The sequence below is a fragment of the Amycolatopsis sp. NPDC051758 genome, assembly GCF_044453095.1.
Taxonomy (GTDB): Bacteria; Actinomycetota; Actinomycetes; order Mycobacteriales; family Pseudonocardiaceae; genus Amycolatopsis.
In genome coordinates this window covers 1,490,630-1,506,404 of record NZ_JBITCJ010000001.1, presented here as the reverse complement: position 1 = coordinate 1,506,404, position 15,775 = coordinate 1,490,630, and the positions used below count along the sequence as shown (strand labels likewise).

Annotated in this window: 12 protein-coding genes and 1 pseudogene; 2 read left to right on the top strand and 11 right to left on the bottom strand. The window is 70.7% G+C overall.

All coding sequences use genetic code 11. From position 1 onward, the window contains the following. Positions 1 to 132: 132 nt before the first annotated feature. A complete protein-coding gene (locus ACIA5G_RS07835) occupies positions 133 to 1,356 on the bottom strand; it encodes an alpha/beta fold hydrolase (RefSeq protein WP_395921421.1) in 1,224 nt (407 codons plus the stop codon). Positions 1,357 to 1,445: 89 nt separating this feature from the next. Between ACIA5G_RS07835 and ACIA5G_RS07830 the strand changes: the two genes are divergently transcribed. Beyond that, on the top strand, positions 1,446 to 2,090 hold the full coding sequence (locus ACIA5G_RS07830) for a TetR/AcrR family transcriptional regulator (protein ID WP_395921420.1): 645 nt from the start codon (positions 1,446 to 1,448) through the stop codon (positions 2,088 to 2,090). Position 2,091: 1 nt separating this feature from the next. Here the strand turns inward: ACIA5G_RS07830 and ACIA5G_RS07825 are convergent, their stop codons facing one another. The 4 genes from ACIA5G_RS07825 to ACIA5G_RS07810 all read right to left on the bottom strand — a co-directional run bounded on the left by ACIA5G_RS07825 (position 2,092) and on the right by ACIA5G_RS07810 (position 6,673). Then, positions 2,092 to 3,261 (bottom strand): GGDEF domain-containing protein, encoded by a 1,170-nt coding sequence (locus ACIA5G_RS07825; RefSeq protein WP_395921947.1) that lies wholly within the window; start codon positions 3,259 to 3,261, stop codon positions 2,092 to 2,094. A gap of 318 nt (positions 3,262 to 3,579) precedes the next feature. Continuing rightward, the gene (locus ACIA5G_RS07820) at positions 3,580 to 4,839 is read right to left on the bottom strand and encodes an MFS transporter (RefSeq protein WP_395921418.1); all 1,260 of its coding nucleotides are present in this window, start codon (positions 4,837 to 4,839) and stop codon (positions 3,580 to 3,582) included. Between the two features lie 316 nt (positions 4,840 to 5,155). Beyond that, complete coding sequence (locus tag ACIA5G_RS07815) at positions 5,156 to 6,301, bottom strand: LLM class flavin-dependent oxidoreductase (protein WP_395921416.1); 1,146 nt, start codon at positions 6,299 to 6,301, stop codon at positions 5,156 to 5,158. 81 nt (positions 6,302 to 6,382) lie between these two features. Further along, positions 6,383 to 6,673: a hypothetical protein gene (locus tag ACIA5G_RS07810; protein ID WP_395921414.1), complete on the bottom strand. Its 291-nt coding sequence runs from the start codon at positions 6,671 to 6,673 to the stop codon at positions 6,383 to 6,385. Positions 6,674 to 6,857: 184 nt separating this feature from the next. Here ACIA5G_RS07810 and ACIA5G_RS07805 point away from each other — a divergent pair, with 184 nt between their 5' ends. Next, positions 6,858 to 8,738 carry an FAD/NAD(P)-binding protein gene (locus ACIA5G_RS07805; RefSeq protein WP_395921412.1) on the top strand — a complete coding sequence of 627 codons (1,881 nt, stop codon included), beginning with the start codon at positions 6,858 to 6,860 and terminating at the stop codon, positions 8,736 to 8,738. On the opposite strand, the pseudogene ACIA5G_RS07800 reads toward ACIA5G_RS07805, so the two are convergent. The 6 genes and pseudogenes from ACIA5G_RS07800 to ACIA5G_RS07775 all read right to left on the bottom strand — a co-directional run bounded on the left by ACIA5G_RS07800 (position 8,722) and on the right by ACIA5G_RS07775 (position 15,734). After that, positions 8,722 to 9,827 (bottom strand): annotated as a pseudogene (locus tag ACIA5G_RS07800) (glycosyltransferase). The gene ACIA5G_RS07805 and the pseudogene ACIA5G_RS07800 sit on opposite strands and share 17 nt — an antisense overlap. A 17-nt stretch (positions 9,828 to 9,844) precedes the next feature. Further along, positions 9,845 to 10,738, bottom strand: coding sequence for a glycosyl hydrolase family 18 protein (locus ACIA5G_RS07795; RefSeq protein ID WP_395921410.1), 894 nt, complete (start codon positions 10,736 to 10,738; stop codon positions 9,845 to 9,847). A 68-nt stretch (positions 10,739 to 10,806) separates the two neighbouring features. Next, entirely contained in the window at positions 10,807 to 12,357 is a 1,551-nt protein-coding gene (locus ACIA5G_RS07790) for a dipeptide ABC transporter ATP-binding protein (RefSeq protein WP_395921408.1), read from the bottom strand. Beyond that, positions 12,354 to 13,178, bottom strand: a complete 825-nt coding sequence (locus ACIA5G_RS07785) for an ABC transporter permease (protein ID WP_395921407.1) — start codon at positions 13,176 to 13,178, stop codon at positions 12,354 to 12,356. Before ACIA5G_RS07785 ends, ACIA5G_RS07790 begins: the two co-directional genes overlap by 4 nt. Then, positions 13,171 to 14,127, bottom strand: a complete 957-nt coding sequence (locus ACIA5G_RS07780; protein WP_395921405.1) for an ABC transporter permease — start codon at positions 14,125 to 14,127, stop codon at positions 13,171 to 13,173. Before ACIA5G_RS07780 ends, ACIA5G_RS07785 begins: the two co-directional genes overlap by 8 nt. Then, positions 14,124 to 15,734, bottom strand: coding sequence for an ABC transporter substrate-binding protein (locus ACIA5G_RS07775; RefSeq protein ID WP_395921404.1), 1,611 nt, complete (start codon positions 15,732 to 15,734; stop codon positions 14,124 to 14,126). The genes ACIA5G_RS07780 and ACIA5G_RS07775 overlap by 4 nt, the downstream gene beginning before the upstream one ends. Positions 15,735 to 15,775 lie beyond the last annotated feature (41 nt).

Here is a 15,775-nt window from a genome sequence, read left to right as displayed (position 1 = left end):
GGCGCCCGCCGCCCCCCCCCCCCCCCCCCCCCCGCGCCCGCCCCCCCCCCGGCATTAGCCCCCCGGGGGGGTTGTGTGTTGTTGGGGGGCCCCCCCCCCCCCACCCCCCCCCCCCCCCGGCTGCGGGAGACCTCAGAACAGGCCGCAGTTGGAGAACGCCGGGAGGCCGGCGAAGCGGGCCTCGAGCCAGGCGAACGCCTCCGGGTACGCCCGCACCGCGCCGAGTACGTGGGTCGGCACCAGCGTGGTGCTGAACTGCACCTTCACACCCTTGCCGCACCACGTCCGGCCCAGTGTCCGGTCCTGCGCGTAGGGCACGATGTCGTCGAGTGCGCTGTGGACGATCAGCACCGGCGCCGACGGCTTCAGCGTCCCGATCTTCTGCTCGGCCACCCGCGTCCGGTACGGCTCTTCCCCGAGGTACGCGGTGAGCGAGCGGCCGTCGTTGGTCAGCGTCGACGACTGCGTGAACGCGTGCGCGGCGATCGCCTCGACCGTGCACTCGGTCCGGACCTGCTCGAACAGCTGCTTGCCGCGGGTGTTGAGCAGCGCCGGGATGTTCAGCTCCGGGTACGCGTAGTTCATGCTGACCAGCGCGAAGCCGAGGAAGCCGACCGCGTAGTGGCCGTCGAGGTTCTTCGCGACCTCACCGAGGTCCGCCGGCACCGCCCCCGCGTACGCGCCCTTCAGCTTCAGCTCGGGTGCGTAGCTCGGCTGCAGCTCCGCCGCCGCGGCCGACGCGCCGCCGCCCTGGGAGTACCCCGCGATCGCGACCGGGCCGTCGTCCGGCAGCCCCGCCTCCGGCAGCCGCTGGGCCGCGCGGATCGCGTCGAGCACCGCGTGCCCCTCCGAAGCGCGGTTGACGTACGTGTGGTCGCCCGGGGTGCCGAGCCCCTCGTAGTCGGTGACGACCACGCCGTAGCCCCGCGCCAGCAGCCCGGCGATGAACGGGCCTTCGTACTCGAACCCGGCGGCAAGCGCTTTCGACGGCGCGCAGTCGTCCCCCTCACCCTGGGTGCCGACGGCGTAGGAGACGATCGGCCGCACTCCCGCGCCGTGCCAGGCCGCCTTCGGCGTCAGCACGGTTCCGGTGACGGCGATCGGCGAGCCGTGCGTGTCGGTGCTGCGGTACATGATCCGCTCGACCCCGGCGTCGGCCTTGATCAGCTTGATCGGGTCGATGTAGAAGGTCGACGCCTCGTGCCGGATGACGTCGCCGTCGCCGCCCGCCGGCAAGGGGGACGGCGGGTCGTAGAAGGACGCGGCGGAGGCCTGTGGCGGGCCGAGCGTCGCCAGAACCAGAACGGAAACCGTGGCGACGGCCGCGGACAGCGCGCGGCGGGGGAAGATACGCATGCTTGCTCCTCGTTGAGCAGGTCGAGTGCGCGGGGGAACACCTTTTTGGACAGAGGTGTCGGAAAAAGAATCACGTGAGGTGGAGCACCATGTCAAGCCCCGCTCCGCGCGGACGGCCGCGCAAGCTCCCGGTCGGGGAGCAGCGGTCACGCGTGTTGCGGGCGACGGCGAAGGTCGTCGCGCAGCACGGGATGCAGGGCTCGACGATCGAGCAGATCGCCCGGGAGGCCGGCGTCTCGCGCCAGGCCGTCTACGAGCAGTTCGGCGACCGCGCGACGCTGTTCGCCGAGGTCGTGGCCGAAACCGAGGAGCGGGCCTTCGCCGCCATCGCGGGCCCGTCGGTGGCCGACCCGCAGCCCGGCCTGCGGGCCTGGGCGCGGGCCAACTACGCCAACATGGTCACCTTCGTCGCGGACAGCCCGGAGGCCTACGGCGTGCTCCGCGCGGCCGAGCGTGCGGGCGACCCCGCTCTCACCCGGTTGAGGGAGCGGCTGGCCGTCGTCTACGCCGAGGCCAGCCGCAAGCGGTGGGCCGCGCACGGCATCGACTCGGGCCGCGCCGACCGCGCGCTCGTCACGCTCTTCTTCGCGATGACCGAGTCACTGGTCCAGGCCACCTGGGACGGCGAGCCGCCGGACCAGGACGCCTTGATCGACCTGCTCACCGAGTTCACCGTCGGCGGCGTCGCCCGCCTGCAGGCCAAGGCGAGCGACGTCATCGAGCGGCTGCGCTGAGCTAAGCCACGGCCATCTCGGGTAGGGCGACCGACCCGACCACCCGGTTGCGCCCGCCGTGCTTGGCCGCGTACACGGCCGCGTCGGCGGACGACATCACTTCCTCGATCGACGCCCCGTCGAGTGGATAAGCGGCGACGCCGATGGACGCCGTCTGCCGCTCGATGTCGACGGCCGCGCCCTCGTTGGTCGTGGTGCTGATGATCAGCTCGCTGACCCGTTGCCGGATCCGCTCCGCCGTGACGATGGCGTCTTCTTTGGAGGTCGCGGGCAGCAGCGCGACGAACTCTTCGCCGCCGAACCGGCCGACCAGGTCGTGCGCCCTGGTCTCCTGCCGGACCACGGCGGCGACCGCCTTGAGCACGTCGTCCCCCGCGAGGTGCCCGTAGGTGTCGTTGATCCGCTTGAAGTGGTCGAGGTCGATCATCATGGCGCCGAAGCTGCCGTTTTCGCGCTCCGCCCGCGAGATCTCGCGCTGCGCACCGTCCTGCCAGGTGGTGGCGTTGAGCAGCTGGGTCTTCTGGTCGGTGGTGGCGAGCTCTTCGAGCCGCTTGATCAGCACGGACCGCTGCAGCACGTACAGCGGCAGGATGACCAGCACCGACAGCAGCGGCTCCTCGTTGAGGACCATCACCAGCAGTGCGCCGACGCACAAAGTGGACAGTTCCAGCAGGTTGTCGTCCATCGTGCCGAGGCACGACGCGGGGGTCGCGCTCTCGGGGTCGGCGAGGTACAGACCAAGCCCGGTGAGCGCGGTGTTGACCGTGAAGAACGCGAGCCCGGCCAGCGTCACGGACGCGACACCGCTGCCCAGCGTCATGTGACTCACGACACTCGCGGCGAACGCCGACAAGATCATCGTCGTGGCGTTCGCGGCCACGCGGTGAAATTCACCCGGACGGGTGCCAGACCAGCTACGGAACGCGAGGTACACGTAGAGCACGAACCCGAGCGCGGCGATCAGCTGAGCCGGCAGGAGCAGGCCGGCGGGCAGCAGCCACACCGAAGTCATCGAGATGTAAGGCCCCTGGCTGAGGATGCGGCGCTGCCGCTCCAGTCGCCTGCTGACCTCCGTCTGCGTCACGGCCAACGCCGTGAGCAGCGCAAACGTCCCCAGTTGAGCGAGTGTGACCGGCACGGTCAACAGAGAAACGGCCGTCCACGTGAGCATGACCGTGATGGCGGTCAGTGTGGCGATGATCCAGTCGCGGGGCCGGGTCCACAGTGCCCAGTCCCGCACGCGAGAAATCAAGTCTTGGCCGCTCTGTTCCCCCGATGTGACCATTTTTCCCCCAGCCCCTTGCGCGGTTGTACGGTGACAAAGTACTCACGGACAGTTTCAGACCGTTTGCCAGCTGTCCACAAGGGCTTTCGGTGTGTACTTTTTCTTTGACACCGGAACGAGAGGTGGCCAGCGATGCGCGGCAAAGAACAGTGACCGCACAGCGCACCGCAAGGTCGCGCAGGTCAAGCCCACGCGCGGGGCATGTCAAGCATGTTCGGCGCGTGCGGCTTCTTTGTCGTCCCATCGTTCCGGCTCGCCCGCCCGGGCCCGTGCCCACAGCGCCGCCAGCGGCAGGGTGAGCACAACTCCGACGATGCCGAAGATCCCGACCGTGCCGTGCGGGCTCAGCTGATCCGCGAGCACCCCGCCGATCAGCGGGCTGACGCCCATCATCGTGGTCAGGCCGGTGTTGGACAGGCCCATCACCTGCGCCCGCTGCTCGTCGGGCACGGCCAGCGTCAGTGACGCGGTCGCCTGCAGCAGGCAGACGGTGCCGAAGCCGCCGGACACGACGAACAGCACGATCGACGAGACCGGCCCCGGGTTCAGGAAGCACAGCACCAGCGGGACGGCGCACAGCGCCGAGAGCGGGCCGATCAGCTTCGGCCGCAGCCGCGCGGGCACCCAGCGGGTGTAGACGAACGTCGCGATGACGCTGCCGATCGGGTCGGCCGCGAGCAGCAGGCCGATCGCCGAGGGGCCACCGCCCGACGCCGCCACGTACGGCGCGGCGATGCCCTCGTAGACCGGCAGGAGCCCCATCAGCCAGGTGAACAGCACCAGCGTGCGCAGCGGCGAGCTCGCGAACGCCGTCCGGCCACCGCCGCCGAGCGTCGCGAAGAAGGACTTGCGCTGTTCACCGGTGGCCGCGGCCGGCCGGGCGCGGACGCCGAAGCGGATGAACAGGGCGGAGAGCACGAACGTGGCGGCGTCGATGATCAGCGCGACGTGCGGGTCCAGCGCGATCAGCAGCGCGCCGCCGCCGGCGAACCCGAGCAGCTGGGCGCTCTGCACGGTCATGCTGCGGATGCCCATCCCGACGACGAACCGGTCGCCCGCGAGCACCTGCGGCAGCAGCGCCAGCTGGGACGCCTTGAACGGCGGGTTGACCAGGGAGACCCCGCCGACCAGCACGCACATCAGCCAGAACGGCATGCCGGGCACGGCGACGAGCAGGATCAGCGCGGCGCGCAGCAGGTCGACGAGCACCATCACCGTGCGGCGGGGGAAGCGGTCGGCGAACCCGGTGAGGAAGATGCCGCCGAACAGCGAAGGGGCGTAGGTCAGCGCGTACGTCAGGCCGGTCAGCGTGGCGGAGTTGGTCCCGGTGAAGACCAGGATGGACAGCGCGACCCGGGCCAGCTGGTCACCGGCGATCGACAGGAGCTCCCCGAACCACAGAGCCCGGAACTCGGCGATCCCGAACACCTCGCGGAACGTGACCCGGTCCGGCGGTGCTGCCATACGTCTTCTCCCGACCTCTTGTGCACACCGCGTCCGTCGCATGACCGCCGGTGACAAGAGGACCAGTCAGTCATGAGGCAGTCACGGTACGTGAGTTACCTCAGCCAGTGTCCCGTGACTGTTGGTGAATTCCTAGGTTCTTTCGCCGGTATCCAAGGTGTCACGGAGCTTTCCCGAACGGGTCAGACGATAGCCCGCAGTGTCTGACCGGTCGCCCAGGAGTCACCAATGGATCATTCCGTACCCGTTGGCGCAGGACCAGAGGCAAAAGTAGCCACCTCGCGCGGGGCGAGGTGGCTACCGGGGAAGGAGAGGTTCAGCCGTCTACGGCGAGGGCGTCCTCCGCGGGCGCGCGAGTGGCCTCGGCGGCACGGGCGGCGTCGCGCTTGGCAACCTCCTCGCGGACGATCGGGATGACGTGCCGGCCGAAGTCGATCGTGTCGCCGAGCATGTCGTAACCGCGGGCCGAGAGGATCTCGACGCCGAGGTCGTAGTAGTCGAGCAGGGCCTGCGCGACCGTCTCCGGCGTGCCGACCAGCGCGTTCGAGTTGCCCGCGCCGCCGGTCGCGGCCGCCGTCGGCGTCCACAGTGCCCGGTCGAACCGCTCACCCTGAGCCGCGACGGCCAGCAGCCGCTGGGAGCCGGTGTTCTCGGGTTCGGTGAGCTTGTGCCGGCGGGTCAGCGGCTGCCCGCCCTTGGTCCGGTCCTTGATCGCCCCGACCGTCGCGTACGCCTTTTCCCAGGCGAGCTCCTCGGTCGGCGCGATGATCGGCCGGAACGCGACCTGGATTCGTGGCACGTCCGTGCGGCCGGCTGCCTTCGCGGCCGCTTTGACGGACTCGATCTGCTCCGCGGTCTGGGCCAGCGGCTCACCCCAGAGGCAGTAGATGTCGGCTTCGGCACCGCCGGCGGCGTACGCGGCGGGTGACGAGCCGCCGAAGGAGACGCCCGGCCGCGGCTGCTGCACCGGCTTGACGTCGCTGACGTAGTCCGCGAAGCGGTAGTACTCGCCGTCGAAGCCGAACGGCTCGTCCGACGTCCAGGCCTGCTTGATGATCTGGATGGCCTCGCGCGTGCGCGCGTACCTCTGGTCCTTCGTGAGGTAGTCACCCTCGCGCTGCTGCTCGTGGTCGTTGCCGCCGGTGATGAAGTGCACCGTCAGCCGGCCGTCGGAGATCTGGTCGAGCGTCGCGAACGTCTTCGCCGCGAACGTCGGGTACGAGACGTTCGGGCGGTGCGCGAGCAGGATCTGCAGCTTGTCCAGCTTCGTGGCGACGTACGCGGCCGCCTGTGCGGGGTCGGGCGAGCCGGAGCCGTAGGCGAACAGCACCCGGTCCCAGCCGAAGTCCTCGTGCGCGCGGGCCAGGCGCAGCGTGTACTCCTTGTCGAACACCCCGCCCGAGCGGGCGTGCGTCTCCGACCCGTCGTGCGTGCCCCCGATGCCCAGGAACTCCACCGGCATTCCGTCACCTTCTTTCCCGTCGCTACTGCCAGGGCTACGCCCGGCGCGCGGGGGACGGCAATGCAGTCCGCAGGGTGGAACTCAGGCCCGGTGGTGCTCGATCACCTCGATCGACGCGCGGACCTGCTCGAAGGTGGGCGGGAGCGCCCGGTTGAACACGACGGTCAGGGACCGGCGCGGGATGACCACGAACTCGACGTCGACCCCGGCCGCCTCCGCGGCGGCCTCGACGACGTCACGCCAGTGCTTCGGGTCGAGCCCGTCGGGGTCGGCCCATTCGTGCGCGAAGATCGCCCAGTTGCCCCTGAGCAGGGTGCCGACCACGTCCTGCGCGGTGTGGACGCGGTGCGGCGGGCCGATCTCACCGGTCAAGTCTTCGCAGCTGCGGCACTGCGACGAAGGCCCGGGCGCCTGGGTGGACGACGGTCAAGTTCCGCTCCTTTCACCGGTGTGCGCGAGGCATTCGGCGCCGGTCGCGGCGGTGATTGGTCACACCCGGGATTCCGCTCTGTGGGAAGGGCCTCCGGCGAAGGAACCCGAGCGTAGCTTCGGTTTTGTGGCCGATCTTGCGCCGTTCACCCTCGCCGTCGTGGGCGCCGGACCCCGCGGGGTCGGCGTCCTCGAACGGCTCGGCGCGAACGCCGCGGAACTGCTCGGCGGCCGTCGGCTCGAGGTGCACCTGATCGACCCGTTCCCGCCGGGGCCCGGCCGGGTGTGGCGCTACGACCAGTCACCGCTGCTGCGGATGAACTCCATGCCCGAGGACGTCACGATGTTCACCGACGACTCGGTGAAGATGGCGGGCCCGGTGCTACCGGGGCCGTCGTTGCTGGAGTGGGCGCGACAGGTGCGTGACGGCGTCCTCGACGCCGAAGTGCCGCCGGACGTCGTCGCCGAGCTGACCGCGCTCGACAGCTTCGACTTCCCGACCCGGCGGCTGCAGAGCGCGTACCTGACCTGGGTGTACCGGAAGGTGGTCGCCGACCTGCCCGACGGCTTCACCGTCGTCGAGCACGCGGCGCGGGCGGTTGACGTCGACGGTCCGCTCGTCCGGCTGTCGGACGGCTCGACGCTCCGGACGGACGCCGTGGTGTTCACGGTCGGGCACCTCGACGCGGACCCGGACGAGCGGGAGCACGAGCTGGCGACGTTCGCCGCGGGCCACGGGCTGGCCTACTACCCGGCCGGCTACACCGCCGACGTCGACTACTCCGGCATCGAACCGGGTGAAACCGTGCTGGTCCGCGGGTTCGGGCTGGCGTTCGTCGACCTGATGCTGCTGCTGACCGAGGGCCGCGGCGGCCGGTTCGAGGAGCTCGACGGCGGCGGTCTGCGGTACCACCCGAGCGGCGCCGAGCCGGTGCTGCACGTCGGCTCGCGGCGCGGGGTGCCGTACCACGCGAAGATCGGCTACCGGCTGCGCGGGAAACCGTTGCGGCTGCCCAGGTTCTTCGACGCCTACGCCATCGACGCGCTGGCCGGGGCGGCCCTCGACTTCCGCACGGACGTCTGGCCGCTGGTCGCGAAGGAGCTGGCCTGGGGCTATTACAGCGAGCTGTTCACCGGCCACCCGGACCGGGTGCGGATGGACTTCGCCGTGTTCGCCGACGCGTTCGCGGACCTGCCGTGGGACTCGCCGGGGATGCGCGACCTCGTCCTGCGGGCCGTGCCCGCCGACGCGGACCGCCTCGACCTCGACCGCCTGGACCGGCCGCTGGCGGGCCGCGAGTTCGGCACGGCGGAGGAGTTCGGCAAGGAGTTGCGCGAGTACGTCGAGGCCGACCTCGCGCGCCGGGCCGACCAGGAGTTCAGCGCCGACCTCGGTGCGTTCATGGCGTTGCTGTCGGTGTACGGCCAGCTGCCCACGCTTGTCCAAAAAGGACGGTTGAACGCGTCCTCCCAGGTGTCCGACATGGACGGCTGGTTCCACGGGTTCTTCTCGTACTACGCCAGCGGGCCGCCACCGCGCCGCCTGGAAGAGCTGCTGGCACTGCACGAGGCCGGCGTGGTTTCGTGCGCCGGCGCGGAGATGCAGGTGACCGCGGAGGACGGGGTGTTCGTGGCGTCCTCCGCGAGCTACCCGGGGACGGTTCCGGCCCGGACCCTGGTCGAGGCCCGGCTGCCGGGCCCGAGCGTGACCCGCGCGGCGGACGGCCTGCTCCGGCAGCTGCGTGACGCGGGCGAGCTGGCCGAGGAGACGGTGGCGGACCCGGTGACGGGCGCGTTGCTCCCGTCGGGCCGGATCCACACGCGGGTGTCGGATTCGCGCCTGCTCGACGGCGCCGGCCGCGCGCATTCGCACCGGTTCGCCGTGGGGCCGCACACGAGCGCCCGCTCGGCCGCGGCGTTCACGCGGCCGCGGACGAACGCCTTGTCGTTCCGGCAGAACGACGCGGTGGCGCGGGAGATCCTGGCGCTGGTCAGCCCGCCCAGCTGACGAGTTCGTCCAGCACCTGCTCCGGCGCGGGCATTTCCGCGATCTCGGCCGCCACCCCGCGGGCCACCTCACGAGCCTTCGGGTCGGCCAGCAGCTCGCGGGGGCCGGCAGCTCCCCGCCCTCCCTGGGGGGCGTGCCCTTGTCCAGCTTATCGGCAGTGGCCGACAAAACCTGCGATCACGTGCCCGTGCAGCCGAGTAGTCCACATTCAGTCGCGGCTGTGGACAACTACGCTGCGAGCGAGCCGAGCACCGTGCTGGTGCCGCCGCGGTGCACCACCATGCCCGCGTGCTTCAGTACCTCGGCCTGTGGTCGCAACCCTGCAGCCCCGCAGCCCGAACCCGTCCTGGCAGCCCGCCCAACGGCACGGGATCGCCGCGACCGAGCGCCACCAGCACGCCGACCGGCAGCTGGGCCGGTGCGGATAGCTCTGCGCCGGACCGGCGCGGAGCAGAAGACGAGCGTCAGGTACACAAAACCGTCGGCCGGGAGCGGGGGCAGCGGGACGTCGGGGTCGAACGGTGTCGGGCGCATGCGGAACACCTTCGGCACCCCGGCGGTGCCCGGGTCGCGGAGACTGTCCGGCCACACGTCGACACTGGCGTCGCCGAAGATGGCGTCCGCGGGGAGCGTGCCCCAGATCGGCGCGAGCCGCTCGGCCGCGACGGCGAGGATCGGCGGTGGCATCGACCGGCCGATCACCACCGAGACGGCCGGGATGCCCGCCCGCCGTGCGACCGCGCCGGCGCCGACGTCACTCTGCTCGTAGACCACCAGGTCGGGACGCAGTTCGGGCAGCAACGGCGTCAGGTCGCCGACCACCGCACGCGGCAGCAGCTCGGCGAACATCGTGACGCCGACCTCGATGAACCCGGCGTCCTCGCCGTGCCGCTGCTGGGCTTCAGCCTCGGCCTCGCCGATGGAGATGCCGACGCGGTGGGCCTCGAACCCGAGGTCACGCACCTTGGGCACAAACGCCTCGCCGGTGCCGAACACCACGTGGCGCCCGGCCGCCTTCGCCGCGTTCGCGAGGGGCAGCAACGGGAACAGGTGGCCGTACGCCGGGCGGCACGAGAAGAGGATCCGCACCGCCCCGAGCGTACTCGTCAGCCCTTCACGACCGGAGCGATTTGCTGCGCCCACTGCTGCGGCGCCGACGTGCCGCCGGGCAGGGAGTTGAAGTACTCCCAGCCGTCGATCCCGCCGAAGTCCGGGTACTTGCCGACGAGACTCCGCACCGTCGACTGGAGGGTCGACATGGCGACGTAACCACTGCAGTTCGCCGGGTTGGTCACCGTCCCGGCGACGACCTTGCTCGCCGGCACCACACCCCGGCGGATGATGTTGTCGTACCCCGAGGTGTTCGCAAGCGAGCCCCAGCCGCAGTAGAACTGCGTGTTGAACCAGGAAATCTGGCTTCCACGGTCGCGGTACAGCGTGTCGTAGTTCAGGCCCGAGAGCCCGCCGCCACCGCTGAGCTCGCTGGCCACCGGGGCGAGCGTGACGAGGAACGAGCTGCCGAAGTCCGCTCGCAGCGCGTCGATCAGCTTGTTGAGCGCGCCGTTGGACATGTGCTCTTCGATGTCCAGGTCGATGCCGGACAGCGAGTACGTCCGGATCAGGGTGCGCAGCAACGGGTAGTAGGTGTCGAACTGCGTTTCGAGCCGCTGGAAGCTGCCTGCCGCGGCGCCGCCGACAAAGGCGAGCACGTGCACACCCTGGCTGCGCAGGGTGGCGAGGTCCTGCCACATCCGCGTGAACTTGCTCGCGTTCGGCGGATCGTCGTTGAGGTGCACCACACTGTTGGTGTCGAGGTGGATCGCGCCGACGATGACGTCGGTGGCCCCCGCGTCACGCAGGGGCAGCGGTGAGACGTAGGTGGAACCGTTGTAGATCGTCTGGTAGTAGACGACCACCCTGCGCCCGGCGGCGGCCGAAGCCGGCACCGCACCCGAAATCATCAGCACCAAGGCCACGAAGGCCACGCCGATCCTCCGCATGGTCCAGACCATACGGCGCGCCGGGTGGTGGGAAAAGCACTGACCGTCGATCCTGTCCGGTTTCTGTCTCAGCCGACCTCCTGCACCGACCGCCCGGGGATCGCCGCCAGCAGTTCCTTCGTGTATTCGGAGTGCGGCTCGTGCAGCACCTGGGCGGCCGGGCCCAGCTCGACCAGAGCGCCGTCCCGCAGCACGCCGACCTGGTCCGCGAGCTGCCGCACCACCGCCAAGTCGTGCGAGATGAACAGGTACGACAACCCCAGCTCCGACTGCAGCTCGGCCAGCAGCCGCAGGATCTGGGCCTGCACCGAGACGTCCAGCGCCGACACCGGCTCGTCGCACACCACCAGGTCCGGCCGCAGCGCCAACGCCCGCGCGATCGCCACCCGCTGCCGCTGGCCGCCGGACAGCTCGGCCGGCTTCCGGCGCGCCACCGACGAAGGCAGCGCCACCTGCTCCAGCAGCTCCGGGACCCGGGTGCGCGGAAGACCGAACGCCCGCAACGGCTCCGCGACGACGTCCTCGATGGAGAACTTCGGGTTCAGCGACGCATACGGGTTCTGGTAGACGATCTGCATCCGCCGCCGCAGCCGGCGCAGTTCGGGACCCGCGAGCGAGGTGATGTCCTGGCCGTCGAACTCCACCGAACCCGCCGAGGGGGTCTCCAGCCGGAGCACCATGCGGGCAGTTGTCGACTTGCCCGAGCCCGACTCGCCCACCAGCGCCAATGTCTGGCCGCGCGGGATGTCGAACGAGATCCCGTCGACCGCGCGGATGCCGCCGTCGAACGTCTTCGCGAGGTCCCGGACGGAAACCAGCGGCTCGGCGGCCGGCACAGCCGGACGCACGGTGCTCGTCATGCTCGGCGCGGCGGCGAGCAGCTGCTGCGTATAAGGGTGCGTTGGTGCGCTGACGACCGACGGACCCTCCTCCACGACCGAGCCCTGCGAGAGCACCACGATCCGCGACGCGCGGTCGGCCGCAACGCCGAGGTCGTGCGTGATCAGCAGGATCGCCGTCCCCGATTCCCGCGCCAGCGACGTCAGGTGGTCGAGGATCCGCCGCTGCACGGTGACGTCGAGAGCGCTGGTGGGCTCGTCCGCGATGATCAACTTCGGCCGCCCGGCCAGCGCCGACGCGATCAGCACCCGCTGCCGGAGGCCGCCCGACAGCTGGTGCGGGTACTGCCGCGCCCTTCGCGACGGATCAGGGACACCCGCGCGTTCGAGCAGCTCGATCGCCTGCACGGACGCGGCTCGCCGGTCCGCGAGCCCGTGGATCTTCAGCACCTCGGCGACCTGGTCGCCGATCCGGTGCACGGGGTTCAGCGACACCGCCGGATCCTGGGGCACCAGCGCGATCTCGCGGCCGCGCACGCGGCGCCACTGCTTGTCCGACAGCGAAAGCAGGTCGCGGCCGTCGAAGGTGATCGAGCCGGCGTCAATGCGGCCGCCGCGGGGCAGCAGGCCGATCGCCGCGTGCGCCGTGGTCGACTTGCCCGAGCCCGACTCGCCGACCACGGCGACCACCTCGCCCGCGGCGACGTCGAGGCCGACGTCACGGACGGCCGGGACCTTCCGGTACGACACGGCCAGGTCTTCGATGCGCAGCAACGTCATCGGTCGCCTCCGTCCAGTGCGCGGGACAGGCGGTTCGCGGCGAGGACCACCGCCGCGACCGTCAGCCCCGGGAACGTCGTCATCCACCAAGCCGTGGCCAGGAAACTGCGGCCGCCGGCCACGAGCGAGCCCCATTCGGGCGTCGGCGGGGTCGCGCCGAAGCCGAGGAAGCTCAGCGCCGACACCTCGAGCACGGCCGTGCCGAGGGTGAGCGTCGCCAGCGCGAGCACCGGCCCCGCCGCGTTCGGCAGGACGTGCCGCAACAGCACCCCGGACCAGCGCACTCCGCTGGCTCGCGCGGCTTCGACGAACACGCCGTTTCGCACGCGAAGCACCTCCGCGCGCATGACTCGTGCGAAGGACGCGAGGTTCGCGATGCCGACGGCGATCGCGACGTTCGTCGTGCCGAAGCCCAGTGCCGTGACCAGGGCCAGCGACAGCAGGATCGGCGGGATGGCCAGGAAGACGTCGACGATCCGCATGATCACCGTGTCAGCCCAGCCGCCGCGGAACCCGGCGAGCAGGCCCAGCGCCGAACCGGCGATCAGCGCCACGAGCACGGCGATCGCAGTGGCCCTGAGGGAGAGCGACGCGCCGTGGATCACCCGCGCGTAGACGTCGCGGCCGGTTTCGTCGGTCCCGAACAGGTGCTGCAGTGACGGGCCCTGCATCCGCTCGGCGGGCACGCCGGTGATCGGGTCGTACCCGGTCAGCAGGCCTGGCACGAAGGCCGCCAACAGCACAAACGCGAGCACGGCGACGGCGAGCACAAGACCCGGGCGGCGAACCGCCGTGCGAGCCGGAGTGGCGAGGTCAACCACGGGCCACCTCCGCGGGTGTCCGCGCGATGCGCGGGTCGAGCAGCGGGTAGAGCAGGTCGACGATCAGGTTGAGCACCACGAACACCAGCGCGGCCAGCACGATCACCGCCTGCACCACCGGGACGTCCTGCGCGGTGACGGCGGCCGCGGTGATCCGGCCGACGCCGTCCCGCGAGAACACCGTCTCGGTGATCACCGAACCCGCGACCAGGTTGCCGGCCACCACCCCGGCGACGGTCAGCGTCGGCACGGCGGCGTTGCGCAGGAGATGTCCGAAGTGGACTCGCCAGCGGCTCGCGCCCTTGGCCGCGGCGATCTCCGCGTACGGCTCCTCCTGCTGCGTCGTGAGGCTCTTCGCCAGCACTTGCCCGATGATCGCGCCGGTCGGCAGGGCCAGCGTGATCGCGGGCAGGATCACCGCCGCGAAGCCCTGCGTGCCGAGCGCGGGCAGCAGCCGCAGCCGGAACGAGAAGAACTGGATCAGCAGCAGCCCGACCCAGAACGGCGGCAGCGAGATCGCCAGCGACGGCAGGGACAGCAGCGCCTGCCGCAGCCAGCGGAACCGCGTGAACGTGCCGAGGAACGCCGAGCCGCCGCCGAACAGCACCGCAAACACCAGCGCCAGGCTGGTCACGGCGAGTGTCGGCGGCAGTGCCGTGACGACCATGTGCGTCGCGTCGTCGCCGGTCGCGACACTGCGCCCGAAGTCGCCGTGCAGCGCCGAGACCAGCCGTTTCAGGTACTGGACCGGCAGCGGTGAGTCGAGCCCGTACTCCGCGCGGGCGGCGGCGAGCTGCTCCGGCGTCGCCGACGAACCCGCCTCCCCGCTGGCGAGCTTCGCCGAAACGGCGTCGCCCGGCAGCAGGTAGAGGATCAGGAACGACAGCGTGAACGCCGCCCACAGCACGAACACTGCCTGCCCGACGCGGCGGAGCAGGTAGTTCCTCACGACAACCACGCGTCGAAGAGCTGCAGCCGCGACGACGCCTCGAAGTCGACGGCGTGCGCCTTCGAGCTCAGCGCGACGACCTGGGTCAGCTCGAACACCGGGATGGCGTAGGCGTGGTCGACGATCAGCTGCTGCACCTCGTCGGCCGACGGCTTGCGCTTCGCGGTGTCCACAGTGGACGACTGGGCGTCGAGCGCGACGTCGAGCGGGTTGCCCGGCGTGAGCCTGCTGCGGTTGCCGGCCTTCGTCGAGAACTGGCCGCGCAGGATGTCCGGGTCGGCGCGGGTCACGTTGTACCAGAGGAAGTCGTAGTTGCCGCTGAGCTGGATCTGCGTGGTCTCGGCGTTGGTGTGCTGCTCGATCTTCAGGTCGAAGCCGATCTTGCGCAGCTGCTGCTGGATCAGCTCCAGCGCACTGCGGCTCTGGTTGAAGACCGGCGAGAACACCACGGACGCGCTCAGCCGCTGCCCGTTCTTGGTGCGGATCCCGTCGGGACCGGGCACCCAGCCGTCACCGTCGAGCAGCGCGGCCGCGCCCTTCTGGTCGTAGGCGAGCTGCTGCGAGAGGTCGTCGTGCAACGGCGTCGCCGAGCCCAGGATGCTGGTGGCGGGCTTGTAGTTCGCCGTCAGCACGGTGGTCACGACCTCGGTGCGGTCAACACCCTTGAGCGCGGCCTGGCGGACCTTTTCGTCGGTGAGCACACCGCGGGTCGTGTTCGCGTGCAGGTTGAAGACCACCCCGGGGTTGGGCCGGATGTTCTCGGTGAAGCTGTTGCCGGCGAACTGCGGCTCGTCGACCGGCTGGATGTCGGTGGCCGCGTCGAGCTGGCCGGAGGCGAGGCTGCCGGTGCGGACGCCGGGCTCCGGCACGATCTTGTAGTCGATCTTGTCGAGGTAGGCCTCACCCTGGTGCTTGAACAGCGACGAGCCCCACGCGTAGCCCTTGCGCTTGGCCAGGACGATCTCCTGGTTCTGCTTCAGGCTCTCGAAGACGAACGGCCCGGAGCCGATCAGGCCGTTGCCCTGGCAGCGCTGTTCCGGCGTCTTCTGGAACGCCGCGGGCGCGAGCACGCCTAGGGACATCGTCGAGCTGGCCTGCAGGAACTGGGCGCTGGGCGCGGAGAACTCGATCCGCACGGTCTGCGGGTCGACCACCGTCGACGTCTTGTACGCGGCGAGGTAGCCGTAACCGAGCTGGGCCTTGGTGCCGAGGGCCTTGATGCCGTCGAAGCTGGTCTTGACCGCCGCGGCGTCGACCGGGCTGCCGTCGGAGAACGTCGCGCCGGCGCGCAGGTGGAAGGTGAACGCCGTCGAATCGGGGCTGATCTCCCACTTTTCGGCCAGCCACGGCTTGATCTCGCCGGTCTTCGGGTCCTGGTCGGTGAGCGAGTCGACCAGCTGGCGGGCGACGTTGATGGACGCGTTCGTGGCGGTCTGCTGCGGGTCGACGCAGTCGGGCGCGGAAGAGATGCCGAGCCGCAGCGTGCCGCCGGGCTTCGGCGGGCCCGCGTCGGCGGCGGACTCGACGCCCGCGGCGGCGCAGGCGGTCAGCAGCAGGGGCAGGGTGAGCAGGGCCGCGGCGTTGCGGGCACGGGAAAGCTGGGACACCGACGGCCTCCAGGGGAGCGGTTGCGTCTTCAAGCGCGACG